This is a genomic window from Myxococcus sp. AB036A, assembly GCF_006547355.1.
GTDB classification, from domain to species: domain Bacteria; phylum Myxococcota; class Myxococcia; order Myxococcales; family Myxococcaceae; genus Myxococcus; species Myxococcus virescens.
Genome location: NZ_VHLC01000074.1, coordinates 20,143 through 44,554 on the forward strand (window position 1 = coordinate 20,143; position 24,412 = coordinate 44,554).

The window sequence follows — 24,412 nt, forward strand, 5'->3', positions numbered from 1 at the left end:
GTGCAGGCTCAAGGCACGGGGACGAAGCGGTAGAGCGCGCTCTCGATGTCGGACGTCACATACAGGGTGCCCGACGCGCCCACTGCCACGCCCGTGGGGAGGTAGCCCGGAGGCAGTCCCTCGCTCTCAGGCAGACCGATGCGCAGGCCACTGGCGAGCACCGTCACGCGGCCCGTGGCCGCGTCGATGCGCACCAGCCGCTTGCGGCCCACCTCCGCGACAATCAACCCGCCATCGGGATGCAGCGCGATGCCTTCGGGCGCCTTGAGGCCCGTAGCCACCGTGCGCCGAGCCCCATCCGACAGGCGCACGCGAGTCACCTTCCCCGACCGCACCTCAGTCACGTACACCCCTGGCTCCTTCGCCTTCGTGTCGGCCGCGAGTCCCACGGGCCCACCCATCCTCTCCGCCAGCACCGAGGTGACGGCGGGCTCGGAGGTATCCACACGAACGAGCCGGCCCGTGGCGGCCTCGGCGACGAGCAGCGTGCCGTCCTCCAGCGCCACCACGCCCTGCGCGCCATTCGGACTGGGAATGGTCCGCAGGAGCGCTCCCGTGGCTCGGTCCAACACCTGGAGGGTGCTGTGGCTGCCCAGATAGGCCGTGCTCAGCACGACATGCCGGGCAGTCACGCTCACGTTCATGGGGAAGTTCAGCTGCGACGAGAGGACCCGCGTCGTCTGGTTCACCAGACCCTCACGCCCGCCCACCCGGCGCAGGGCGTACACATCCGCCACGTACAGCGTCTCCTCGGGGTCATCTGGCACGACGGCGATACCGGAGGGCACGGACAAGCGAGATTCGACCAGGAGGCGAACGGAGCCATCGGCGGGATTCACCACGCGGATGTCGTTGTCGACCATGTTGGACACGTACACCTGGTCATCCGGGCCCACGGCCAGATTGTCGAGCCCGGTGGGCAGCTTCGCGACGACCTCCTTGGCACCCGACGGCAGGCGGACCCGCACCAGTTCACCCGTCGCCGCGTCGACGACGTAGAGGTTCTCCCGCCGCGCGTCGAAGTTGACGGCGACGGGCACCGTGAAGCCTTCCGCCACCTTCTCGATGAGGCCCGTGTCCACGTCCACGCGGGCAATCTGCCCCTTGAGGATGAGCGGGCCATACAGCCGGTCATCGGGGCCGAACTCGAAGCCATTGAGATAACCGGGCGCGTCGATGACCTTCCGGGGCGGCTTGCGCCCGGTCGGGTCCACCTCCCACAGCGCGTCGCCTCGCCCGAGTTGCGTCACGTACAACCGGCCATCGCCGCGGAAGGCCAGCGAGTTGAGGCCCGGCAGGTTCCTCGCGATGACGCGCGTCTTCCCATCCGGCGTGCGCCGCATCAGCTGGCCGGAGAAGTAACCCGTCCAGTAGATGGAGCCGTCAGGCCCCAGCGCGACGTCATCCGCGCCACCCAGCGGAGGCCCCACGAGCGTGCTCACCGCGCCCGTGCTCAGGTTGACCGCGTGGACCGACTGGCCCAGCAGGTTGCTGGCCAGCAGGTTTCCCTTTCCATCCACGGCGAGCCCGTGGACACCCTGGAAGTGGGAGCCAGCCACCACCGTCTCCTGACGGTAGGACTTGGGAGGGGTCGCCAAGGCCGGGCCCGCCATCAACAGCAGACCGGCGGCCAGGGACTTGGAGACGCATCGGAACATGGAGGCACTCATGGCTTCGAAGCCGCCTTGCCCTGCGTGAGCTCCAGGCCCACGAGTCCATCGCCCTGACGCCAGGCACGCAGGACATCGATGAACGCGAGCGTGTCGCCTCCGAAGGTCGCGTAGCGGATGGCGTTCGGCCCCGGGCTGACACCCTCGTTGTTGTAGTAGCCGGGCGTGCAATCCGCCCCGCCGAAGGAAATCCCTGTCCTGAGGCGGGAGAGAATCACGTCCCACCACTGCTGCTGTGCCTGCGCCGAGGGCTCGATGACTTCCACGCCCTGCATCAGGCACCGCCCGATGATGTAGGCGGCGTGCTGGGACTGCTCGTCGAGGATGTGCACGAAGTTGATGGCCCAGCCGCTCTGGGTCGTGGTGAACATCAACAGATTCGGGAAGCCGCGGCTGTGCATGCCGTGCAGCGTCGCCGGACCGTCGGCCCAGCTTTCCCGGAGCGATGTGCCATCCCGGCCCCGGATGTCGAAGCCCAGCATCCGGGTGTAGTCACCCGAGACTTCAAAGCCCGAGGCGTAGATGAGGCAGTCGACCGGGTATTCCTTCCCCTTCACCACCACACCCGTCGGCGTAATCCGCTCCACGCCCTTGCCTTCCGTGTCCACGAGTTGGACGTTGGGCCGGTTGAACGTCTCCAGGTATTCGTCGTGGAAGCAGGGCCGCTTGCACATCGGGTTGTAATAAGGCTTGAGCGCCTCGGCCGTCGCTGCATCCGAGACAATGGCATCCACCCGCGCGCGGATCTCCTCCATCTTCCGGTAGTCAGCCAACTGGCGGAGTTCGGCGGCTTCCTCGGGGGTCCGGGCCTGCTGGGTCGCGCCGTCCAGGAAGATGTACGTCCAGCCGTCCTGGACCATGTCGACCAGCAGCGGGCGGCCAGAGACAATCGCGGAGAAGTTGCGGATGCGGTCTTGCTGCCAGCCGGCCTGGAGCGACTTCGCCCAGGCCTCATCCGTGGGCCGGTTGCCGCGCACGCCAACACTCGAGGGGGTGCGCTGAAAGACATACAGCCGCTGGGCCACGGCACCCAGTTGGGGAATGGCCTGAACCGCCGTGGCGCCCGTGCCGATGATGCCCACGCGCTTGTCAGCCAGCCGGCTCATGCGGCTGGTGGGGCTGCCACCGGTATAGGCGTAGTCCCAGCGGCTGGTATGGAAGCAATGCCCCTTGAACGTCTCGATGCCTGGAATGCCGGGCAGCTTGGCCTTGTGGAGGATGCCTCCTGCGATGATGACGAAGCGCGCCGCCAGCCGGTCCCCTCGGTCCGTCGTGACGTTCCAGCGCCGGGCGTCCTCGTCCCAATCCATGGACTGGACCAGGGTCTGGAACAGCGCCTTCTCGTAGAGCTGGAAGTGCCTGCCGATGCGCTGGCAATGGGCGAAGATTTCGGGCGCCCGCGCATACTTCTCCGTGGGCATGTAGCCAGTCTCTTCGAGCAGCGGCAGATAGATGTAGGACTCCACATCGCAAGCGGCGCCTGGATAGCGGTTCCAGTACCAGGTGCCACCGAAGTCGCCGCCCTTCTCGACAATGCGGATGGAGTCCACGCCCGCCTGACGCAGCCGCGCGGCCGACAACATGCCGCCAAACCCACCTCCGACAATCAAGACGTCTAGCTTTTCCGCCAGCGCCGGGCGTGTGAAGCCAGGCTCGACATAAGGGTCCTTGTCGAAGTCCGCGAAGACGCCCTTCAAAGGGATGTACTGCGTATTGCCGTCGGGCCGCAGCCGCTTCTCACGCTCGAGGCGGTACTTCTCCTTCAAGGCTTCCGGAGAAAAAGCGCGCCCCTCCTGCTTTGTCGCAGTCATCCGCACATGTCCTTTCGAGTTGGAAGCCACGCACGACGTACACAGTCGTTTACTTACATAGACATAACTCAGTCTGAATTATAAGTAAACCCGGATGCCCCTGACCCGACCGCCCACTGCAAAGCCAGCCGTTCGGCAAAGAGACTCCGAACGCACACGCACCGCCCTGACGACCGCCGCGCGGGCCCTCTTCTCCACACAGGGCTTCGCCAACACGGGGGTGCGGGACATCGCGGCGCTGGCCGGAGTCAACTCCTCGCTCGTGGGCCGCTACTTCGGCTCCAAGCAGGGGCTGTACCGGGAGACGCTGGCACAGGTGCTCGATATCGGCCCGTTGCTCCAGATAGACAGGCGCCAGTTTGGAGAGACGGTGGTGTCCCTCTTCCTGGGCGCACACGACGCCTCGGGTCCGTTGGCGATGCTCATCCTGTCGGCGTCCGACCCCGAAGCCCATGCGACCAGCGTCGAACTGCTCCAGAAGCAGGTCATCGCCCCCCTGGCCCGCTGGCTGGGCGCTCCGGATGGCGAGGGGCGCGCGGCCCGGCTCAACATCCTCTGGAATGGCCTGCTCGTCAGCGGGCGGCTGCTGCCCATCCAACGGCTCTCAGAGGGACTCGACACGTCCACCCAGCGTTGGCTGGCGGCCGCAATCCAGTCAGTCATTGACGAAGGCGCGACCTGAGAACGCGGCGGTCCTGTCATGGCAGAGGGCGCATGTCCGCCCCATCGGCTAGCGTCGTTGTCCTTCGAGCTTCGTTCCATGCCCTGGAGTCGTTCATGTCGCCACCCCGCACACTCGCGCCTCTTCTCGTCCTGCTCCTATTGACCGCCTGTGGGGACGATCCCACGCCCACGCCCGCGGACAGTGGCGTCGTCGTCGACGCCGGAAACAATCCCGACGCTGGGACGGACTCCGATGCGGGCACCGATTCCGATGCGGGAGCGGACGCCGGTCAGGATGCGCCGCCCGGCATCACCACCGAGGTCCTTCCGGAAGGCACCGTGGGCCGGGCGTACACGACGACACTGGCCGCCGCGGGCGGCACCGCGCCCCTGACCTGGAGCATCACGGCGGGGACGGCGCCAGCGGGCCTCACGCTGGCCGCCACGGGCACCCTCAGCGGCACGCCCGCCCAGGTGGCCGGCAGCACCTTCACCGTCACGGTGGAGGATGCGAATGGCCAGACGGACACCCGGGAACTGACGCTCTCCGTGAGCGCGCCGGGCGCCCCCGTGTTCACCGCGGGCCAGTGGAACCTCACCTACTTCGGCTCGGATTCGCGCGGCCCGTCGAACTCCTCGTCGAATGGCGGCACGTCCGATGACCTGCAGATTGCCGGTGCGCGCGACATCATGCTCGCGGCGGGCGCCAACCTGTGGGCCATGGTGGAGATGGTGGATGCCGCCGACTTCGACCTGCTCAAGGCCCAGCTCCCCGGCTTCGACGGCTTCCTCTCCAACGACGCGGCCTTCGTCTCTGGCGGAACGTCTCCCTATGGCACGAGCAGCCAGAAGCTGGGCGTGCTCTACGACAGCTCCCTCTCCTTCCAGAGCGCGACCCTGGTCCGGATTGGGAGCATCTCCGACTTCGCGGACCGCCCGCCGCTCCGCGTGGACTTCACCACCGAAATCAACGGGGCGGAGACGCCGCTCACCGTCATCGTCGTCCACATGCGCGCCAACAGCGCCGACCCGACGGGTCCGCGCGAAGCCCGGGAGCGCGCGTCCGCGGCGCTCAAGGCGTACCTCGACGAGCAGTTGCCCACGCAGCACGTCTTCGTGATTGGCGACTGGAATGACGACGTGGACGAGTCCATCTCGCTCGACCCCACCTCCGGCGCGCCGCTGGCCACGCCCTACCAGAACTTCGTCTCCGACTCGGCTCGCTTCACCTTCATCACCCAGGAGCTGTCGCTGGCGGGGGATGACACCTCCATTGGCTTCGAGAACGTCGTCGACCACACCCTGGCCACCAACGAGGCGGCGGACCGATACCTCGCGGAATCGGCCCGCGTGCTCTACGTGGACGAGTGGTTCCCCGACTTCCTCAACGTGGTCAGCGACCATCGCCCCGTCGTCAGCAGCTACTCCTTCAGCGCGGCAACCGGCCCCTTCCTCCGCCTGAAGTCGCCCCACGGCGGGACGTACCAGGGCGGGAGCACGCTGCCCATCACCTGGACGTCCTGGGGCGTGGGCGAGGTCCGCGTCGAAGTCTCCACCAATGGTGGCACGGACTGGAGCGTCCTGGCCGCGTCCATCCCGGCGGCCCTGGGGCGCTTCGCCTGGAGCGTTCCGGACGAGGCGGGCTCGAACGTGTGGGTGCGCGTGGTGGATGTCTACGAACCGGCGCACACGGACATGAGTGACGCGGCGCTGACCATCGCCAGTGGCGCCGCGCGCGTGTTCATCAACGAGGTGTTGGCCCATGAAGGCGCCCAGGCCTCCACGCACGAGTTCGTGGAGCTGGTCAACGCCAGTCCCTTCCCCGTGGACATCTCCGGCTGGACGCTGTGGGACGCCACCAACGGTTCCGCGCGGCATGTCTTCGCGCAGGGGACGCAGTTGGGTGGTGGCAAGGCCGTTGTCGTCTTCGGTGGCGCCGCGGCGGTGCCTGCGGGACAGGCGAATGCGCTGGCCGCGTCCAGTGGTCTGCTGGGCCTGGGGAACAGCAGTGACTCCGTGCGCGTCCGGCGGCAGGACTCCACGCTGGTAGACCAGTACGACTACACGTCCACCGTGCCCGGGGTTTCCGTCAACCGCTCGCCGGACGCCACGCCGGATGCGAGCTTCGTCGCGCATGACACGCTGACGCCGGGCGTCGCCAGCTCTCCGGGGCTGCGCGCGGACGGCGCGGCATTCTGACGAGACGCGTGTGACACGGCCCTCAAGGAACGAAGAGGAGCCGTGACGCCTGCTGCACCCAGGCGCGCCGCGTATCGAGCGTGCCGAAGTCGAGCAGGATGAACTGGTCGAACAGCCGGGGCATCATCGACAGCAGGCTCAGGGAGGCCCAGACCTGGGTGAGCGCCATCCGCAGCCGGTTCTCCGGCAGATGCGGCGCCCCCGGCGCCAGCCGCCCGGCCAGTTCGGCCAGGAACGCATTGAGGCGCTGGATGGCGGAGCTGTCGTAGCGCTGATGGGCCAGCGCGTCGTGGAAGTGCGCGTGCGCGATGTACGGGTAGCGCAGCGAGTTGCTCATCAAATCCTCGAGCAGCGTCTCGAACGCCTCGCGAATGCCCAGGCCCTCCAACCGGAGCCGATCGAAGTCCTCCAGGACGTTCCCGAAGGCCTGGTCCAGCGTCTGCTCCAGCGCCAGGGCGACCAGCTTCTCCTTGCTCCGGAAGTAGTAGCTGATGGCCGCGCTGTTCACCTGCGCCTCGCGGGCAATCTCCCGGATGCCCGTCGCATCGAGTCCGTCCCGGCCGATGCACACGATGGTCGCCCGGAGAATGCGCTCCCGGGCCTCCTGCTCCTTGGTCCCCATCCCTGCAAACCCCTGAAACGACGTGACTCCGCGCCGACGCTTGACAGGCGCGGGCAACTTTAAATCTATTGATTCAATCAACCGATTAACCCAGGAGATTGAATCCCATGGTCAAGCCCGAAGGCGAACCTACCGCAGGAAGACCCTCTCGACGAGGCGTGCTGATGGGAGCGGGGCTGTTTGCGGGCGGCGCGGCGGCGGCGCTGGGGCTGCGGAGCGCGCTGGCACCGGTGTCCAAGGACGTGCAGGGCATCAACCCCCGAAGCGACGCCTGGTACGACATCCGCCTCACGGGGGACGGGCTGATGGACAACCAGGTGCTCTGGTTCCTCAGCCATGCCACCCACGGCCAGAGCGACGTGGGGGACGTGCTGGAGACGGCCAGCCGCATCCAGCCCGGGGACGAGCGCAGCTGGTTCGAGGCGTGGACCCAGACGGCGCGGCGGGTCCACGGCCACGCCCAGAACGCCGAGTCCAAGGGTCACCTCCTGAGCGCCGGCCAGGCCTACGCGCGCGCGGCGAACTACTACCGCGCGGCGACGATGCACTACACGGACCTGGAGGACCCGCGGACGCTCGAGGTGACGCGACAGGCGGCCACCACCTTCGAGAAGTCGAACGGGCTGCTCGGCTACGACATCCAGCCGCTGGCCATCCCCTACGAGGGCACCACGCTGGCGGCGTACTTCGTGCGCTCGCCACACGCGAAGCCCAGCGCGCCTGTCATCCTCCTCCATCAGGGGCTGCATGCCTGGCCGGAGGAGACGAAGTGGGTCTGGGAAGGCGCGGCCCGACGCGGCTACCACGTGCTCATGTTCCACGGCCCGGGCCAGGGCCGCTCGCTGCGGGAACACCGGCTGAGCTTCCGGCCGGATTGGGAGAAGGCCGTCAGCCCCGTGGTGGACGCGGCCGAGCGCATCAGCGGGGTGGACCCTCGCCGCATCCTCCTCATGGGCCTGTCATTCGGCGGCGCCCTGGCGCCTCGGGCGGCGGCGTTCGAGCCTCGCATCGCCCTGTGCATCGCCAACCCCGGCGTCCTCAGTTGGTGGGAGTCCACCAGCTCGCACTTCAACCGCTTCCTCCCGGGCTCGCTTGCACTGCTGAAGTCACACCCGGAGCAGTTCGACCAGGCGATTACCGCGCTCGCGGACCGCTGGCCCACCGCCCAGTACTGGCTGCGTGACGTGTATTGGAAGCATGGCGCCCGGTCGCCGTCGGAGCTCTTCCGCAAGCTGGAGGAGTTCACCAACGAGGCCATCGTCGACCGCATCCGCTGCCCGGTGCTCATCATGGAGGGCGAGGCGGAGGATGCCTCGCCCGGCCAATCCCAGAAGCTCTACGACGCGCTCCGGGGCCCCAAGCACCTGATGATGTTCACCCACGAAGAGGCCGCGCCCCTGCACTGCCAGGCGGCGTCCACGGCGCTGGCCGAAGCGCGCCTGTTCGACTGGCTCGACGAGAACGTCTGAGGCCCCGCCATGACACCGCTCCTCACGGCCGTTCTCGGCGTCCTGCTCGTGGCCACTCCCGAGGAAGCACCGGAGGGGCGCTTCAGCATCGTCCCCTTCGTGCTGCCCGCCTACCAGCCGGAGACGAGCTTCCTCCTGGGCGGCGCGGCATCGCTCATCTATCAGCCCCCGGCGTCGCGAGGCGGCAGGGAGTCCCAGGTGATGCTGGCCGCAGCCGCGAGCACCCGTGGCCAGTTCACCCTCCTCCTCCAGCCGGACGTGAATCTGCTCGACGACCGGCTGAACCTCACGGCCACCGCCAGCGCGGCGCGCTTCCCGGACCGCTTCTTCGGCATGGGCGCACGCACGCGGGCGGAGGATGAGGAGGACTTCACCCCCATCTTCTTCGAGCTTGAACTGAGTCCGAAGTGGCGCATCGCCCCCCGCCTCTATGTCGGCCCCACCGTGCGCTATCAGCACGCGCGCTTCACCTATGTCGCGGAGGACGGGGCGGTGCGGCACATGACGGGCGCCGAGGGCGGTTCGACGGTTCAATTCGGGCTCACCGCCCTCTATGACTCACGGGACAACACGCTCAATCCGGTGACAGGCCTGGTGGCGCGGCTCAACCTGCGCCGGGCCCGGGACGCGTGGGGCTCCGACTACGTCTTCGATGTGCTGCGGCTGGATGTCCGGCGCTACCTCACACTTCCATGGGGGCAGCGGCACGTTCTCGCGATGCAGGGACTCGTCGACCTGCGCGACGGTGAACCGCCCTTCTATGACACGGGACGGTTGGGAGGGATGGAGTTGAGCCGAGGCTACCTGGAGGGGCGCTTCCGCGAGCGCCAGCACCTGGGCGCGCAGGTTGAGTACCGCGCGCCCCTCTTCTGGCGACTGGGCGGCGTGGCCTTCGTCTCCGCGGCGACGGTGGCACGCAGCCCACGCGACTTTGACATGCGTGACATCAAACCCGCGGCTGGCGCAGGGCTGCGCTTCGCCCCCATGACAGACGTTCCCGTCAATATCCGGCTCGATATTGCCTACGGAAGCGAACCCAGCTTCTATTTGAACGTGGGAGAGGCTTTCTAGACTGGGAAAGCAGCCAACATTCACCGTCCCGTGAGTAAGAAGCCGGCCATGCGCGCGCCCCTGTTGCCCCTCCTTGCCCTGCTCACCCTCGCGGGCTGCTCTGATGCCCCCTCCGACGGCCCGGGGGAGGATGCGCCGGTGGAGCGGGGCCCCAAAGCCATCCCACTGGACGGCGACCCCAACGGACTGTTCTGGGGCGCCAAGAGCGAAACGCTCTACATCGCCGACGACCAGAACCACCGCATCCTCAAATACCGGGACGGTGAAGGCGTGTCCCTGGCTGTCGCGCTGCCGGACGCGCCGCCCAAGAGCCCCCACATGGGTGAGGCCCTCGGCCGGCGCAACTCCTGGCTCGCCCTGGCCCGAGCCACCGTGAGCGTGCCCTGAGCCTTTCGACTTCGACCTGGGCCCAGGGGGCGTGCCCAGGGCGTGCCGATGCACCTCCCTCCGCCCTCGGAGCACACCATGGTCCGCACCGAACGCGTCGCTCGTCGTGTCTTCTCCAGGCTGAACCTGGCCCTGCTGCTCACAGGTGCCCTCTCGGGCTGCGGGGGCCCCATGGAGCCGGCCCCGTCCGCGCTCGAACCCGAGGGCGCGCAGGACGCCCAGGCCCAGGCGCTGACGTATCCCAGCGGCAGCAGCCAGACGGTGGTGTCCCGCCGTGTCGTCTACAGGAACAGCTCGGGGGCCTATCAAGCGGCGGCGGGATTCGAGCACTTCCGCGCGGCAGGCGCTTTTGACCTCGCGCTCCACAACATCCGCATCGCGGAAGTGGACGCGCCTGCCGTGCGCGAGGCCCTGGTCCTCATGTCCGCAGGCCAGAAGATTTCGAGCAGCGGCCACTCCAGCGGCGTCACCGGGCAGTCCTCCAACTGGGATGCGTCCTGTGACAGCGTCTCCTGTCCCAATGTGAGCCTGGACGGCCGTTCGCTGGCCATGAAGCTGCGCGCCCTGGGTTTGTTTCCCAGCGGGAAGACGTACCTGTCCGTCGTCAACGACGCCAACTTCGACCACCTGTTCGACAGCGACACGAAGCAACGCATCGTGAATGGCTTCTCGAACTGGCTGCAGGCGCAGGTCCGTCCGGAGACGCGCGCCATCTACCTGGCGGGCAGCTCTCGCGGTGGCTGCTTGATGATGCGCATGGCGCAAGCGCTCCGCGCGAACACGGCGCTCGACGGCATCGACATCTACGTGTCGTCATTCGACGGCGTGTGCCGCAACAGCCAGGGTGAGCTGGGGACCTTCGATAGCAAGATCAACAACCCCGTGCGGCCCTGGGGCACCTTCTATGGCGCGTGGGCCACGAACCTGACGGCCCAGTTCCCCCGCCGCGACAGGCTCCACATCTTCCACGTGGTGGGAGGCCAGGAAGTCGCTCCCGCCACGGGCATCCGCGCCTTCTCCGGCTACGCGGGCAGCACCCCGCCTTCGACGGGCACGAACCTCGACTGGGGTTGGTACAAGCAGACCTGGGTGAAGTGGCAGCACAAGGAGATTGGCAATCCCTACACGGACCCCAGCGCGTCGGACCAGGCGCAGGCGGTGGCGGAGACGATCGACGCACACCTGACGTGGCTCGACGCGCGCCTGCCCTGACGCGGCTCAAGGAAACCCGGGCGGCCGACCTTCCTCGGCCGCCCGCAGTCGCGCGCCGGGGTTGAGCTCAAAGGCGAGCCCGAACTGCCACAGCGCCACGGGCTCCAGGAACAGGATGTTGTAGTAGTCCTGTCCCTTCACGTACCGCGCGAAGACGCCGAAGCCCGCGCCCCACCGGGGGTAGACGCCGAACTCAGCCTTCCACGTGGCCCGCTGCGAGGGCGTCTCCCCAAAGGGCTGCGACACGGACACTTCCAACGGGAAGCGGTGGTTGCTCCACGTGCGCTGGCCCATGACGCCGGCCGCCCAGTGTCCGTCACCGTAGACGACTCGCTGGGCGTGGGTGATGCGGCCAGGGCCCATGGAGGTATTCAGCTCGAAGGCGGCGAACCCGCCCACCAACCACGCGTTGCGCAGGTCCGGCTCCACGTCGAAAGCCAGCCGGCTGTGGAACTCCATGCGGAAGAGGTTCGTCGTGAAGCTGCCAGACACCTCGTTCAGCGGCAGCTGTCCTTCCGACGGCGTGCATCCGGATTCGCCGCGCGTCTGGTTGCTGTAGAAGCACCCGGACTCCCCATTCGAGTAGTGCGCCACGATGACGTTGAGCCCGAGCGCCAATCCCCGCACCGCCGCGCCCTCTGCCCGAGGCTTCGCCAGCGGTCGCAGGTGCGCCACCTGGAACGTCGCCTTCGCGATGAAGGACGGCGGGATGGCGGGGTCGCTCGCCGTGTCCACGATGCGCAGCTGCACCGCCGGGGTGATGATGAGCGACAGGAAATACTCACCGCCGGGCCGCGTGAAGTCTCCGTGATGGAGCTGTGGCAGAAAGAGGTTGGGCGCCACCTGCGCCTCGAAGATGAGCTTCTCCGGGGAATTCGGCGCCCCCTGACGGCGGATGCGATTGGGGGAGTCGAGGATGTAGCTGCGGTCCAGGAAGAGGGGAATCGGCGCGTCGTATTCCACGTGCCACCCGTCCGCGCGGACGACGCCCGCCAGCAGGACACACGTCCCCCACAGCAGGGCGGCCCACCACCGCTGGACTCCGCCCCCTCCCCTCCACGCCATGGACGCCCCCATGATTCACGGGGCCGGACCTCAGACCTGTGGCCAACGGGTTGTCACCTGCCCCCGTGGACCGCTCGCGCGCTCAGGGGCATTCACATGCGTCAGCGTCAGGCGAGCACACACTCCCCGGCCCGGCGGTCACACGGCCACTGCACACCCGCGGACAGCCGGACGCGTGAAGTCAGGACGCGCCGGGGATGCGCCAGCTGTCCGCGCGCAGCGCCTTGCGCAGCCGTGGCGTGTCCTTCACGGGGTCCCAGGCACCACAAGCCCAGGGCAGCACCTCGTCCACGATGGCGCGATGGACCTGTCGTGCTGACTCATGCGGGCTGAGCGGCTCTGGAGACTCCTCGCTGGCGCCCAGCGCGAAGGTGATGACCGACCGGCGGCTCAGCGCCCGGCACGCGGCATGGACGCACGCGCCCAGGGGGTCCTCTTCAGTCCGGCGTGGGGCGACGGGCGCGGCCGGCCGGGGGACACACCCGCAGGCGTAGTTCACCGCCCAGGCGGCGGAGAAGGCATCCGGCGCGCAGAACTGGCTGGGGGTGAAATTTCCCACCTCGGCCACCTGCGCCGCGTGCTCCTCCGAGGGCTCGCAGAGCCAGCGGTCCATGGCCATGACGGCGCGGCGCGACCAGTCATTGTTCGGGTCCTGGGACTCCCACAGCCACAGTACACGCCTCGCAGCGGCGAGCGCCACGCGCACCTCCACCTCGGTACCGAAGGCGGCCAGGGGCTCGAGCCACGGGCGCAGCGCCAGGGACGGCTCCTCGGTGCGCTCGACGGGCCACGCCACGTCCGTCAAGAGCGCGGCGCAGAGCGGCTCCTGGAAACGGTCCGTCCTCAAGGGCGGCGCTTGCTGTCGCAGCACCGCGCGCGTGATGTCGTCCATGACGGCGTCCACATAGGGTGCCAGGACCTCGACGGACCGGAGCGTGTCGAGCGACGCCAGCGCCTCCGCGCCCCGGACACCCAGCCGGGCGATGAACAAGAGGGCTCGCTTCCCATCTTCGAGCCGTCGGGTCTCACCGAGCGGGCCCCGCCAGGAAGGCGGAGGCGGCCCATCTTCTTGCCGGCGCGACCTCGCGCTACTCGCCACTTCGAGCAGTCTTGGAATCGCTCGGGCCGGCGCCAGCAGCGACAGCACGCGCAGGGCCTCGTTCCGATTCTCATCGTCCACAATGGCCTGCTCCTCCAGCGCGGTGAGGACCTCTTCGTCGCGCGGAAAGCGAGCGAGGACATGGAGCCCCTCCCGGCGCACCGCGCGGTGGGCATCCCCGAGCAACGCGAGCGCGGCGACGCGAACCTCCTCCGGCAACGGGTCCTGCATCGCCGCCAGCACCTGCGCCGCGTGCTGCCGCGTTGGCGCGTCGCCCCGCTCCTTGAGACACGGCAGGACGGCGCGCAGGGCTATGGGGGTGGCGCGTGGGCGCATGCGCGTCAGCACCGCCAACGCCATTCGCCGGACCCGCGCCACGGGCTGACGGAGCACGTCGAGGAGCGCCGGAATCGCACAGGTGGGGAGCGGGTCGATGGTGCCCAGCGCCGCGACGCACTGCCCGAGCATGTTGCGCGTGGCTTGCCAGGAAGCCTCCTGGTCCGCTCGCGCCAGGGCCTCCATGAGCGCGGGCACCGCCGCGAGCCCCGCCTGGCACACGCGGTCATGTGCATCCCTGCCGTCAAACCAGCGGATGCGGTCTCCGGCGAGCGCGGCAATCCACTCGCGCACCGTCTTTCCTTCCACCTGGTAGCCTGAACGAACCAGCGCGGCATCCAGCCGCCGCAACGAGGCGAGGTCGTCCGGCCGCGCCTTGCGCCACAACGCATCAAGGTCTTCGTGTTCGGCCATGTGCAGCCCGACAGCCTCCCGACGGTGAGGGGACTCCGGGAGATACTGGCAGGGAGACAACGGACATGGCCAGACGGGACCACCCGTTGGGGGCCTGAAGCGGTCGCGATATGACGCCACGCCATGAACCCGTTCCGTCTCCCTTTGCGCCTGGGCGTCGTGTCCTGTCTGTTGCTGAGCTCCCTTCCAGCGGAAGCACAGTCCACCCAAACGAGGCCCCGCGCCCGCGACCTGGGCATCACCTTCGGCGGCCAGTCCGGCTCGAACAACGCCATCACCGACGTGTCCGGCGTGGAGGTGGGCCACACGACGCTGATTTCGGGTGACACCCGCGGCCCGCGCGGCAAGGGCGCGGTGCGCACCGGCGTCACCGCCGTGCTGCCTCGCGGCAAGAACGGCGTGTCCGAGGACGTCTTCGCCGCCATCTACGCCCTCAACGGCAATGGCGAGATGACGGGCTCCCACTGGCTCACCGAGTCCGGCCAGCTCGCCGGTCCCGTCATGCTCACCAACACCAATGACGTGGGTACCGTGCGCGACTCCGTCATCTCCTGGGCGATGAAGCGAGGGCTGGAGTGGGAGCTGGGGCTGCCTGTCGTCGCGGAGACGTGGGATGGCCTGCTGAATGACATCTACGGCTTCCACGTGAAGGCCACGCACGCTCACCGCGCGCTCGACAGCGCCAAGAGTGGTCCCGTCGCGGAGGGCTCGGTGGGCGGCGGCACGGGGATGGTGTGCCACAGCTTCAAGGCCGGCATCGGCACCGCGTCGCGCAAGCTGCCCGAGTCGGAGGGCGGCTACACCGTGGGCGTGCTGTTGCAGTGCAACTACGGCGCGCGCCACCTCTTCACCGTGGAGGGCGTTCCGGTGGGCGAGGAGATCAACGACCTGCGCCCCTGCTACACCGGGCCCAAGAAGCCGAGCCCCGGCATGTTCAAGAACGTGCCGCCCTGCTCGGCGTCACGCGGCGACACCCAGCCTCGAACGCCCGAAGGCGCCGGCTCCATCATCGTGGTGGTGGCGACAGACGCACCGCTGCTGCCGCATCAACTGGAGCGGCTGGCGAAGCGCGTGCCGCTGGGCATCGGGAAGATGGGAGGCCTCGGGGCCAACTCCTCCGGCGACATCTTCGTGGCCTTCTCCACGCAGCGCCTGAAGCCGCCCGCGGGCACGGCCGTGGCCAGCGTGTCGGCGCTCGACAACGAGCGGATGACGCCGCTCTTCGAGGCCACCATCCAGGCCACGCAGGAGGCCATCCTCAACTCGATGCTGGCCTCCGACACGATGACGGGCGCGGAGGGCAGCCGCGTCTTCGGCCTGCCCCAGGAACGGCTCATCCAGGTGATGAAGAAGTACGGCCGGCTGGCCTCTCCCGCGCCGTGACGCCGCGCGCGCCTCAGTCCGCGCGCTGAGGCGTGGGCGCGGCGGCCCCACGCTGCCGCGCCTGGACCCAGGCCTGCACCCGCGCCTCGAGGATGTCCAGCGGCAGGGAGCCGTCGAGCAGCACGACGTCGTGGAACTCGCGCACGTCGAAGCCCAGGCCCAGGGCCTGCTCCGCGCGTGTGCGCATCTCGCGAATCTTGAGCTGCCCTACCTTGTACGCCAGCGCCTGCCCCGGCCAGGCGATGTAGCGGTCAATCTCGTTGGTGGTGTCCAGCTCCTGGCGCGGCGAGTTCTCCATGAAGAAGTCGAGCGCCTGCTGCCGCGTCCACTTCTTCACGTGCATGCCGGTGTCGACGACGAGCCGCACCGCGCGCCACATGTCGTAGGCCAGCTGGCCGAACTTGTCGTACGGGCTGGTGTACAGCCCCAGCTCGTCGCCCAGCGTCTCGCAGTAGAGCGCCCAGCCTTCGCCATAGGCCACGTAGTAGCCGTAGCGGCGGAACTCGGGCAGGCCGGGCTGCTCGGCGGCCAGGGCCGTCTGCAGATGGTGACCGGGCACGGCTTCGTGCAGCGTGAGCGGCACCATCTCCCACAGGGGGCGTGTCTCTGGCCGGTACAGGTTCACCAGGTACGTGCCCGGCCGCGAGCCATCCGACGCCCCTGGGTAATAGAAGCCGGTGGTCGCGTCCGGAGCCATGGCCTCCGGCGTCGGCTCCACGCCATAGGGCTGCCGGGGCAGCGTCTTGAACAGCCGCACCAGCGACGGGTCGATGCGCTTGGACAAGGCCCGGTAGCGCATCAGCAGCTCGTCCCCGTCCCGGGCATAGAAGCGCGCATCCGTCCGCAGGAAGCGGAAGAACTCCGCCAGCGTGCCCTTGAAGCCCGCCTGCGCCTTCACCGCCTCCATCTCCGCGCGCAGGCGCTGGACCTCGGCCAGGCCGAGCGCGTGAATCGCCTCCGCGCCCAGGCCGGTGGTGGTGAACTTGCGCGCGAGGAAGGCATACAGCTCCGCGCCGTCGGGCAGCTGCCAGATGCCCACCGCCTCCGTGCCCTTCGGGACATACTCCTCGGTGAGGAACTGGTGGAAGCGCTTCAGCGCGGGGAGCACGCCCTGCGAAATCGCCGCGCGGCCCGCCGCGGACAGGCGTTGCTGCTCCGCGGAGGCAATGCCCTTGGGGAAGCGGCGGAACGGCGCGAAGAAGCCGCTGTCCGCCGGGTCCGCCACGAACTGCTTCGCCACCTGCGGCGGAATCCGCTGGAGGACGACCTGGGGGTGGATGCGCTTCTCACGCAGTCCCTCGCGCAGCAGCGCCAGCACCTGGTCCACGTAGGTGCCGAAGCCCTGGAGCCGGGCCACCCAGTCCTCGTAGTCCTTCACCGTCTCGAAGCGCAGGTTGTCCGCGAGCTGGTAGGCCGTCTGCACACCCGGCGGCTGTTTGATGCCCTCCGGGATGCCGCCCATGTGGTTCACCGGCATCAGGTACGTCTTGAAGCGGTGCTCCTCCACCCACGTCTCGTAGTCGCGGCGGAACAGGTCGTAGTTGAGCTGGTCCGCGGCGGAGAGCGCCTTGCGGTCCACCTTCCTTAGCTTCGCGAGCACCTGGAGGTTGTGCTGGTGGTCCGCCTCGATGGCCTCGAGGCTCAGGTCATCCCAGCGGCCGTTCCAGCGCCGGTCGCCCTGCACCGACGCGTACGTCGGGCTGTGCTCCAACTGGTACTGCCACTCCTGCTGGATGAGCGCGTGCAGCGTGGCGGCGGCCTGGGGCCGGGCGTCGGCGGATTCGGGAAGCATCGTCAGGAACCCCACTGCGGAAAGAAGGACTGCGCGCGTCATGAGAAGAGTTCGAGCAGGTCTTCCCGGGTGATGGCCGTCGCGGCGGCGGCTTCGCTCAGGGCCGCCTCGAAGATGGCCCGCTTCTTCTCCTGGAGCCCCAGGATGCGCTCCTCCACGGTGCCCTGGGACACGAGCCGGTACACCATCACCGTGCGCTCCTGGCCAATGCGGTGGGCGCGGTCCGCGGCCTGCGCCTCCGCCGCCGGGTTCCACCACGGGTCCACCAGGAAGACGTGGTCCGCCGCCGTGAGGTTGAGGCCCGTGCCGCCCGCCTTGAGGGACATGAGCAGCACCGGCTCGCCCTCCTGGGACTGGAACCGCTCGGTGACTTCGCCGCGGTTGGCCGTGGTGCCGTCCAGCCGGCCGAAGCCGATGCCCGCCGCCTTCAGGCGCGGCTCGATGAGGTCCAGCAGCGACGTCCACTGCGAGAAGACGAGCGCCTTGTGGCCTTCCGAGACGGCCGTCTCCAGCGCGTCCACCAGCGTCTCCACCTTGGATGACGTGTTGGCCCGCTGGCCCGGAACGAGCGCGGGGTGACACGCGGCCTGACGCAGCCGCAGCAGGGCCTCCAGCGCCTTGAGCACGCTGCCGCCCTCGTTCAGCAGCGCCACCACTTCCTTGCGCGTGGCCGCCATCACCGCGTCGTAGACGGAGCGCTCACGCTCATCCATCTGCACGTGCATGACGGACTCGATGCGCGGCGGCAGCTCGGGCGCGACGTCCCGCTTCAGACGCCGGAGCACGAAGGGGCGGATGCGGCGCCGCAGCCCCTCGGCCGCGTCCTGCCGGCCCTCGGAGATGGGCCGCGAAATCTTGTCCTCGAAGTGCTTGCGCCCCCCCAGCAGACCCGGGTTGGTGAAGTGCATGAGGCTCCACAGCTCCTCCAGCCGGTTCTCCAGCGGCGTGCCGCTGAGCGCGAGCCGGAAGTTCGCCTTGAGCCCGAAGGCCGCGCGCGCCACCTGGCTGTCCGGATTCTTGATGGCCTGCGCCTCGTCCAGCACCAGCGAGTCCCACGTCTTCGCGCCGAGCACCGCCGCGTCCAGGCGCATGATGGCGTAGGTGGTGAGCGTCACATCGGCGGACGGCTCCAGCGCGCGGCCGGGCCCGTGGTACACGCACACCTTGAGCGACGGGCGGAAGCGCTTCAGCTCCGCGGCCCAGTTGGGCAGCACGCTGGTGGGGCACACCACGAGCGACCCGGGCCCCAGGGCGCAAATCGTCTGGAGCGTCTTCCCCAGACCCATGTCGTCCGCCAGGATGCCGCCCAGCCCCGCGCCGCGCAGGAAGCCCAGCCAGCTGACGCCCTGGAGCTGGTACTGGCGCAGCGTGGCGTTGAGCTCCGCGGGCAGCTCGGGCGGGGGCAGCTTCTCGAAGCCGGAGATGAGCGGCGCCAGCCGGTCCAGGCCCGGCGGAGGCGGCTGCTCCAGCGTCTCGCACAGCGCGGTGAGCTCCGGCAGCGCGTGGTTGGAGACCTTCCCATCCTCCTGCCGCGCGTTGAGCAGGTCCGCCACGCGCTGACCGTGCTTGTCCAGCCAGGCCCGGGGCAGCGGCGCCCAGCCACCACCGTCCAGAGGCACCAGCCCCAGCCCCTCCGTCCACGCCCGGATGACGGCGGCGGCGTCCACGTCCTTGACCTCGCCCTTGGCCCCCTCCACCTGGAAGGAGAGCTGGAAGCGCACGTCGGGGACGCCCTGCCCCGTGACGCTGGACTCCAGGTGGAGCGACGGACGCAGCTTGACGTCGGGGCTCACCAGCCCCGCCGCGTCACCGGCGAGGTCGCCGCGCCAACGCCGCAGCTTGTCCGCCCAGCGCACCATCTCCGAGCCCTGCACCGTCAGCCGGCGGCCGGGCACCAGGTTCAGCTCGTCGCGCAGCTGGTGGATGAGGCGCTGCTCGGCGGCCTCGTCGCGCAGCGGCACCGCGCCGCGCAGGTACACCATGCGCCCGTTGTCGATGCGCACCACCGGCGGCGCGCCGTAGACGAGCGTGGGTAGCACGGACAGGCCGGCGTCGAGCTGGTTCAGCTCCAGCAGGATGCGCGGCTTCAGCTCGCGGTCCAGGCGCGGCAGCCGCTTGCTGCGGACCTCCACCGGCAGGCGGCGGCCCAGCTCGGGCATGATTTTGGAGGTCAGGTCACCCAGGTGGTCCGCCGAGTACGTGCGGACGATGGGCAGGTTCTGCAGCCAGGGGCCGGACATGGCCGTCTCGCCCAGGCGGACCAGCGTATCGCTCGCGAGCGCCACCCCGGGACTGACCACCTCCTGGACGCGCGGGTCCTTGCTCACCGTCACCACAATCTGGCCGCTGCGGTCCTCCACCACCGCGCGTGGCAGCACCTGCTCGTCGGACACCGCCACCGGGCGCCCGTCGAGCAGCACGTTGCGCGCCGACTCCAGCACCTTGAGCACCGCCTCCAGCGTCTCCGGCGCCAGGGTGCCCCGTGTGCGCCGCTGCTCCAGGATGCGGTCGGCCAGCAGGTCCGCGTTCTCCACCTGGAGCTTCGCGGCCTCCGCGGGCCGGGCCATCAACGACGTCAGGCTGCCCTCCAGCGGCGTCTCCGTGCCGTCCACCTGGACGATGGAGCGGCGCAGCTCCAGGCCGCCGTCCACGCGGGTGAAGTGGTAGACGACGCGGGCCCAGCGGGTGGCCGCCGTCTCCATGGGCGTCTCCTGCTTCTCCGCTTGCTGGATGGAGATGGCCGCCGCCACCACGTGCTCGCAGGGGTCCACCTGACTGGGGCAGTCGCACTCCCAGGCGTCGTCGTTCGGGTACAGGACCACCGTGAGGGCGACCGGGCGCCCCTTGGCGCGGACCCTCAGCTCCAGCTCGCCCCCTTTCTGGGACTGGAGCACCACGGCTCCGGAGCGGGCGAGGTTCACGCCGTTGGACCAGATTCCCGGCTTGGCTTCCTTCCGGACGGTTTCGAGCAGTTGGGCGGTGGCGGACATGGGGCGTTGCTTCCCTACGCCCCGACAATGCATCGCGCAACGGCCATGAGCGCGCACCGTCGCGTGGCAGGCGGCCTCTCCCTGCCCCGGCTCAGGCGAAATCCCCCGGCTGGACGCGGCGGACGATGGGGTCCGCGCTCCGGAAGCTGTGGGCCAGTACGTGGAGCCCTGCTTGGGAAAACTTCAACGCCAGCGGCCCACCGCCCGCGCCACTGCCGATGATGAGCGCGTCGTACAAATCACTCCCACCGTCCCGCTTGGATTGCATGCCAGCCGAACACGGGCGCCCAGCATTGACAGGCAAAGATGAAATGACTTACCTGTATCACAGTCATCTCCCTGCTACTCCAACGAAGCCAGCTCACCGGGTTTTGCCCAGGAAACGAGAGGACCGCGTGGAAATCACGCAGAGGCAGGACGAGGCGATGCCGGGAGCCAACACTCCGTCCCGGTTCGCACGCTGGGCACAGGCCACCACACTCACCGAGCGGGCCGAATTCACTCTCAAAACCAATACGACGCAACAAGACACATCCGCTGCGGCGCGCAAGCGATTGGATGCATGGCGTCAGCAGGAGCCCTTCGGACAGGCGGACTGGTGGCAGCGCAGGCTGCAATCGTCGGGGCTGACCGAGGCGGAGCTGCTCACGCTGCTGGAGATACCCACCGAGGCGCCTTGGACCCTGCCTGCTGAAGTCCCCGGCTGGGTGCAGGTGCTGGAGCACACCTACGCGGAGCCCTCGCACGCGCCCGTCCCCTGGCCCGAGCGCACGGAGGGCCCGGACCGCTCAGCCTTCCTGCCGCTGGTGGAGCCGTTGGTGTCGCGCGCCGTGACGCAGCTCACCGCCGCGCTGAAGCCCCTGAGGCACGCCGCGCCTGGGCTCGACCTGGAGCCGAGCGTCGTCGTCTCCACGATGCTGGGCCACCTGCCCCAGGTACTGGCACCAGTCCTGGGCCGTGCCATGGTGGTGGAGCTCCATGCCGCGCAGTTGGAGGGCCTGCTCGCGGGAGACACCCCGGAAGCGCGCTTCCAGGACTTCACGAGGCGGCTGCGCCAGCCGCAGGTCGCCCTGGACATCCTGGAGCGCTACCCGGTGCTGGCCCGCTGCGTCGTGCTGCGCATCGCGGAGTGGGAGTCCAACTGCCTGGGGCTGATGAAGCGGTTGACGCGGGACGCGCCCCTGCTCTGGCAGCGGTTCAACGCGGGCCAGTCCCCCGGCGCGCTGGTGGAGGCACGCGGCGGCTTCTCCGACCCGCACCGGGGCGGCCAGGGCGTCTTCATCCTCCGCTTCGAGTCCGGGCTGCGGATTGTCTACAAGCCGCGCTCCCTGGGAGCAGAGGCCGGGCTCCAGCAGCTCCTCACATGGCTCAACGCGCGCGGCGCCACGCCCACGATGAAGGGCGCGGAGGCGTTGGACCGAGGCGAGTACGGGTGGATGGAGTACGTGGACCCCGCGCCGTGCGCGTCAGCGGAGGAGGTCCGGCGCTTCTACGAACGCCAGGGCGCCTACGTCGCGCTGATGCACGCGCTGGACGGCACGGACCTGCACTTCGAGAACCTCATCGCCGCCGGTGAGCACCCGGTGCTGGTGGACGCGGAGACGCTCTTCCACCCGCTGTCGGGCACGCGCACGCTTCGAGACTCCGAGCACGCGGTGGAGGCGCCGCCGGTGTCGGTGCTCCGCAGCGGGCTGCTGCCGCAGCAGTTCTGGGGCACGCGAAAGAAGGCCGGTGTGGACCTGAGCGGACTGAGCGCTCGGGCAGGTCAGCTCACGCCGCAGGCCTACTTGATGACGACGGAGCGAGGAACGGACCGGATGCGCTTCGAGCGGCGGCCGGTGGAGCTGCCCGGGTCCAACAACCTGCCACGCTTGGAGGGCGAAACCGCGTCCGTGCTGGACTACCGCGACGCGCTGGCCGACGGCTTCACCCGCATGTACGGCCTGCTGCTGGAGCACCGCGAGGCGCTGCTCGCCGAGGACGGGCCGCTGGCCGCCTTCGCGCACGTGCCCATGCGCGTCCTCTTCCGCAACACGGCGGTGTACGGCGCGCTCCTCTTCGAGAGCTACCACCCGCACGCGCTGACGGATGGGCTCGAGCGCCAACGCTTCTTCGATCACCTGTGGCGCGTCGTGGTGCCTGCCCCGGACTTCGCGACGCTCGTGCCTTTGGAGACGGAGCAGTTGGAGCGGGGAGACCTGCCGTACTTCACCGCGCGCGCCGACTCGAAGGACCTGGAGGCGGGCTCGGGCCAGCGCCTGCCGGACTTCTTCCAGGAGACGGGCATGGCGCGCGTGCGCCGCCGGCTGGAGGGCCTGTCGCCAGAGGACCAGACGCGGCAGCGCTGGGTGCTGGAGCGCTCGCTGGATGTCCTGCTGCTGAGCTCGCAGACGGTGGCGCGTCCGTCGTATCCCTTCCAGGAGCACACCCAGCCCGGCCTCCGCGACGCGTTGCTCGCGGAAGCACGACGCGCGGGCGAACGGCTGCTGCCATTGGCCTTCGAGCGCCGCGACGAAGCGCATTGGCTTGGCCTGGATGCGGGAGACGGCGGCTGGCGGCTCGGTTCTCCGGGGCCGGACGTGTTCCAGGGGCGCGCGGGCATCGCGCTCGCGCTGGGCTACCTGGGGGACGTCACGCAAGACGCGCGCTTCACGCGGCTGGCGCGGGCCACGCTGCGCACCCAGGCGCGACTCCTGGCGGAGGAGCCCGCCAGCGTGGTGGGGCTGGGCATCCTCAATGGCTGGGGCGGCATCCTCTACGCGCTGACGCACCTGGGCGTGCTGTGGAAGGACGATGCGCTCCTGGACGAGGCCGCGGGTTACGTACGGCGGCTGCGGCCCCTGGTGGAGAAGGACACGGTGCTGGACGTGGGCGCGGGCGCCGCGGGCTGCCTCCTGGCGCTGCTGGTGCTCGGTGAGCACCGCCCGTCAGACACGTTGTGGGCCACGGTGGACGCCTGCGGCCAGCGGCTGCTGGAGACGTCCACGCCCCAGGCCCGAGGCGCGGCCTGGCTCTGCGAAGCCGCCGGAAATCGTTACCTCGCGGGCATGGCGCACGGAGCCGCCGGCATCAGCCTGGCGCTGCTGCGGCTGTTCGCACGGGCGGGCGATACGCGCCTGCGTGACGCCGCGGTGGCGGGCATGGAGTACGAGCGCGGGCTCTACACGCCCGAGGAGCGCAACTGGCCCGACCTGCGCGCGGGCGCGAAGGAACTGGCGGCGGCGGCGGAGGGGACGGAACACTTCCTCTGGGCATGGTGCACCGGCGCCCCCGGCATTGGCCTGGCGCGACTGTCTGGGCTGCCCTTCGTGGACGACGCAGGGGTGCGCGAGGAGATTGCCATCGCGCTGGACTCCACCCTGGCGAGGGGGTTCGGCCGCAACCACGGTCTGTGCCACGGAGACCTGGGCAACGCGGACTTCCTGTTGGAAGCGGCGGCCACGCTCGGGGACTCGAAGCTCCAGGAGCGCACGAACGCGGTGGCGGGCGGCATCCTGCGCGGAATCTCCGAACACGGCTACCTCTTCGGCCTGCAAGGCAGCACGGAGACGCCGGGCATGATGGTGGGCCTGGCAGGCATCGCCTACGGACTGGCGCGGCTGGCCATGCCGGAGCGGTTGCCCTCGCTGCTGACGGTCGCGCCGCCACGAATCGTCCGAGGTGAAGGGCTGGGCACCCCGGATGGCCGTCCCTCCAGCCGCAACCAGGAGCTGTCATGAGCAAGAAGGAACACATCCTCCGTGCATGGCGTGACCCCGAGTACTTCAACAGCCTGTCGTCGGAGGAGCGCGCGGCCCTGCCCGCCAACCCCGCCGCCGAACTGGAGTTGGGGGACGACCTCCTGGAGGTCATCACCGGCGGCGACTTCTGCCTGCCCGGCCAGTCCAGCGCCCAGTGCACGCCGTGCCCGCCGCGGCACTGTCTCTGATTCGTCCCCCCTTTCCTATCCAGGAGCAGACATGAGCAAGAAGGAACACATCCTCCGTGCGTGGCGTGACCCCGAGTACTTCAACAGCCTGTCGTCAGAGGAGCGCGCGGCCCTGCCCGCCAACCCCGCCGCCGAGCTGGAGTTGAGCGACGAGGTCCTGGAGAGCATCTCGGGTGCGGACAGCTGCGAGCAGTTCGGCAGCTACTACTGCACGCCGTGCCCGCCCTACGTGTGCATGTAGCGAAAGCCCAGCGGGGGACTGGTTCAGTCCCGGGCCAGTCCCCCACCCCCTGCGCTAACG

At 69.2% G+C, this 24,412-nt stretch carries 18 protein-coding genes; 10 read left to right on the forward strand and 8 right to left on the reverse strand.

Annotated features, from left to right (window positions below; genetic code table 11):
- Positions 1–8 precede the first annotated feature (8 nt).
- Positions 9–1,670 carry a PQQ-binding-like beta-propeller repeat protein gene (locus FL344_RS26280; protein ID WP_194863260.1) on the reverse strand — a complete coding sequence of 554 codons (1,662 nt, stop codon included), beginning with the start codon at positions 1,668–1,670 and terminating at the stop codon, positions 9–11.
- Positions 1,667–3,481: an NAD(P)/FAD-dependent oxidoreductase gene (locus tag FL344_RS26285; protein WP_194863261.1), complete on the reverse strand. Its 1,815-nt coding sequence runs from the start codon at positions 3,479–3,481 to the stop codon at positions 1,667–1,669. Before FL344_RS26285 ends, FL344_RS26280 begins: the two co-directional genes overlap by 4 nt.
- Before the next feature lie 94 nt (positions 3,482–3,575).
- Between FL344_RS26285 and FL344_RS26290 the strand changes: the two genes are divergently transcribed.
- Both FL344_RS26290 and FL344_RS26295 read left to right on the forward strand, forming a co-directional pair.
- Positions 3,576–4,163, forward strand: a complete 588-nt coding sequence (locus FL344_RS26290; RefSeq protein WP_194863262.1) for a TetR family transcriptional regulator — start codon at positions 3,576–3,578, stop codon at positions 4,161–4,163.
- A 95-nt stretch (positions 4,164–4,258) separates the two neighbouring features.
- Positions 4,259–6,343 carry a lamin tail domain-containing protein gene (locus FL344_RS26295; protein ID WP_228565380.1) on the forward strand — a complete coding sequence of 695 codons (2,085 nt, stop codon included), beginning with the start codon at positions 4,259–4,261 and terminating at the stop codon, positions 6,341–6,343.
- 22 nt (positions 6,344–6,365) lie between these two features.
- Here the strand turns inward: FL344_RS26295 and FL344_RS26300 are convergent, their stop codons facing one another.
- Entirely contained in the window at positions 6,366–6,965 is a 600-nt protein-coding gene (locus FL344_RS26300; RefSeq protein ID WP_141591833.1) for a TetR/AcrR family transcriptional regulator, read from the reverse strand.
- A gap of 107 nt (positions 6,966–7,072) precedes the next feature.
- Between FL344_RS26300 and FL344_RS26305 the strand changes: the two genes are divergently transcribed.
- The 4 genes from FL344_RS26305 to FL344_RS26320 all read left to right on the forward strand — a co-directional run bounded on the left by FL344_RS26305 (position 7,073) and on the right by FL344_RS26320 (position 11,104).
- On the forward strand, positions 7,073–8,434 hold the full coding sequence (locus tag FL344_RS26305) for a S9 family peptidase (RefSeq protein WP_141591832.1): 1,362 nt from the start codon (positions 7,073–7,075) through the stop codon (positions 8,432–8,434).
- A gap of 9 nt (positions 8,435–8,443) precedes the next feature.
- Positions 8,444–9,505, forward strand: coding sequence for a BamA/TamA family outer membrane protein (locus FL344_RS26310; protein ID WP_141620454.1), 1,062 nt, complete (start codon positions 8,444–8,446; stop codon positions 9,503–9,505).
- Positions 9,506–9,535: 30 nt separating this feature from the next.
- A complete protein-coding gene (locus FL344_RS26315; protein ID WP_228565381.1) occupies positions 9,536–9,892 on the forward strand; it encodes a hypothetical protein in 357 nt (118 codons plus the stop codon).
- 78 nt (positions 9,893–9,970) lie between these two features.
- Positions 9,971–11,104, forward strand: coding sequence for a hypothetical protein (locus FL344_RS26320; protein ID WP_228565382.1), 1,134 nt, complete (start codon positions 9,971–9,973; stop codon positions 11,102–11,104).
- Positions 11,105–11,110: 6 nt separating this feature from the next.
- Here FL344_RS26320 and FL344_RS26325 read toward each other — a convergent pair whose 3' ends face one another.
- Both FL344_RS26325 and FL344_RS26330 read right to left on the reverse strand, forming a co-directional pair.
- Positions 11,111–12,169 carry a hypothetical protein gene (locus FL344_RS26325; RefSeq protein WP_141620455.1) on the reverse strand — a complete coding sequence of 353 codons (1,059 nt, stop codon included), beginning with the start codon at positions 12,167–12,169 and terminating at the stop codon, positions 11,111–11,113.
- 181 nt (positions 12,170–12,350) lie between these two features.
- Positions 12,351–14,018 carry a HEAT repeat domain-containing protein gene (locus tag FL344_RS26330; RefSeq protein WP_141620456.1) on the reverse strand — a complete coding sequence of 556 codons (1,668 nt, stop codon included), beginning with the start codon at positions 14,016–14,018 and terminating at the stop codon, positions 12,351–12,353.
- 123 nt (positions 14,019–14,141) lie between these two features.
- Between FL344_RS26330 and FL344_RS26335 the strand changes: the two genes are divergently transcribed.
- On the forward strand, positions 14,142–15,401 hold the full coding sequence (locus FL344_RS26335) for a P1 family peptidase (protein WP_141620457.1): 1,260 nt from the start codon (positions 14,142–14,144) through the stop codon (positions 15,399–15,401).
- 13 nt (positions 15,402–15,414) lie between these two features.
- On the opposite strand, the gene FL344_RS26340 is transcribed toward FL344_RS26335, so the two are convergent.
- The 3 genes from FL344_RS26340 to FL344_RS26350 all read right to left on the reverse strand — a co-directional run bounded on the left by FL344_RS26340 (position 15,415) and on the right by FL344_RS26350 (position 20,451).
- Positions 15,415–17,235, reverse strand: a complete 1,821-nt coding sequence (locus FL344_RS26340; protein ID WP_141620458.1) for a DUF885 family protein — start codon at positions 17,233–17,235, stop codon at positions 15,415–15,417.
- A complete protein-coding gene (locus tag FL344_RS26345; RefSeq protein ID WP_141620459.1) occupies positions 17,232–20,183 on the reverse strand; it encodes a DEAD/DEAH box helicase in 2,952 nt (983 codons plus the stop codon). The genes FL344_RS26340 and FL344_RS26345 overlap by 4 nt, the downstream gene beginning before the upstream one ends.
- A 91-nt stretch (positions 20,184–20,274) precedes the next feature.
- Positions 20,275–20,451: a hypothetical protein gene (locus FL344_RS26350; protein ID WP_153881187.1), complete on the reverse strand. Its 177-nt coding sequence runs from the start codon at positions 20,449–20,451 to the stop codon at positions 20,275–20,277.
- A gap of 286 nt (positions 20,452–20,737) precedes the next feature.
- Here FL344_RS26350 and FL344_RS26355 point away from each other — a divergent pair, with 286 nt between their 5' ends.
- From FL344_RS26355 to FL344_RS26365, 3 genes are read left to right on the forward strand one after another with little or no spacing between them, the layout of a single operon-like run.
- Positions 20,738–23,902, forward strand: coding sequence for a type 2 lanthipeptide synthetase LanM family protein (locus tag FL344_RS26355; RefSeq protein ID WP_228565383.1), 3,165 nt, complete (start codon positions 20,738–20,740; stop codon positions 23,900–23,902).
- Positions 23,899–24,111, forward strand: a complete 213-nt coding sequence (locus FL344_RS26360) for a mersacidin/lichenicidin family type 2 lantibiotic (RefSeq protein ID WP_141591823.1) — start codon at positions 23,899–23,901, stop codon at positions 24,109–24,111. The genes FL344_RS26355 and FL344_RS26360 overlap by 4 nt, the downstream gene beginning before the upstream one ends.
- A gap of 31 nt (positions 24,112–24,142) precedes the next feature.
- On the forward strand, positions 24,143–24,352 hold the full coding sequence (locus FL344_RS26365) for a mersacidin/lichenicidin family type 2 lantibiotic (protein WP_011552916.1): 210 nt from the start codon (positions 24,143–24,145) through the stop codon (positions 24,350–24,352).
- Positions 24,353–24,412: the final 60 nt, after the last annotated feature.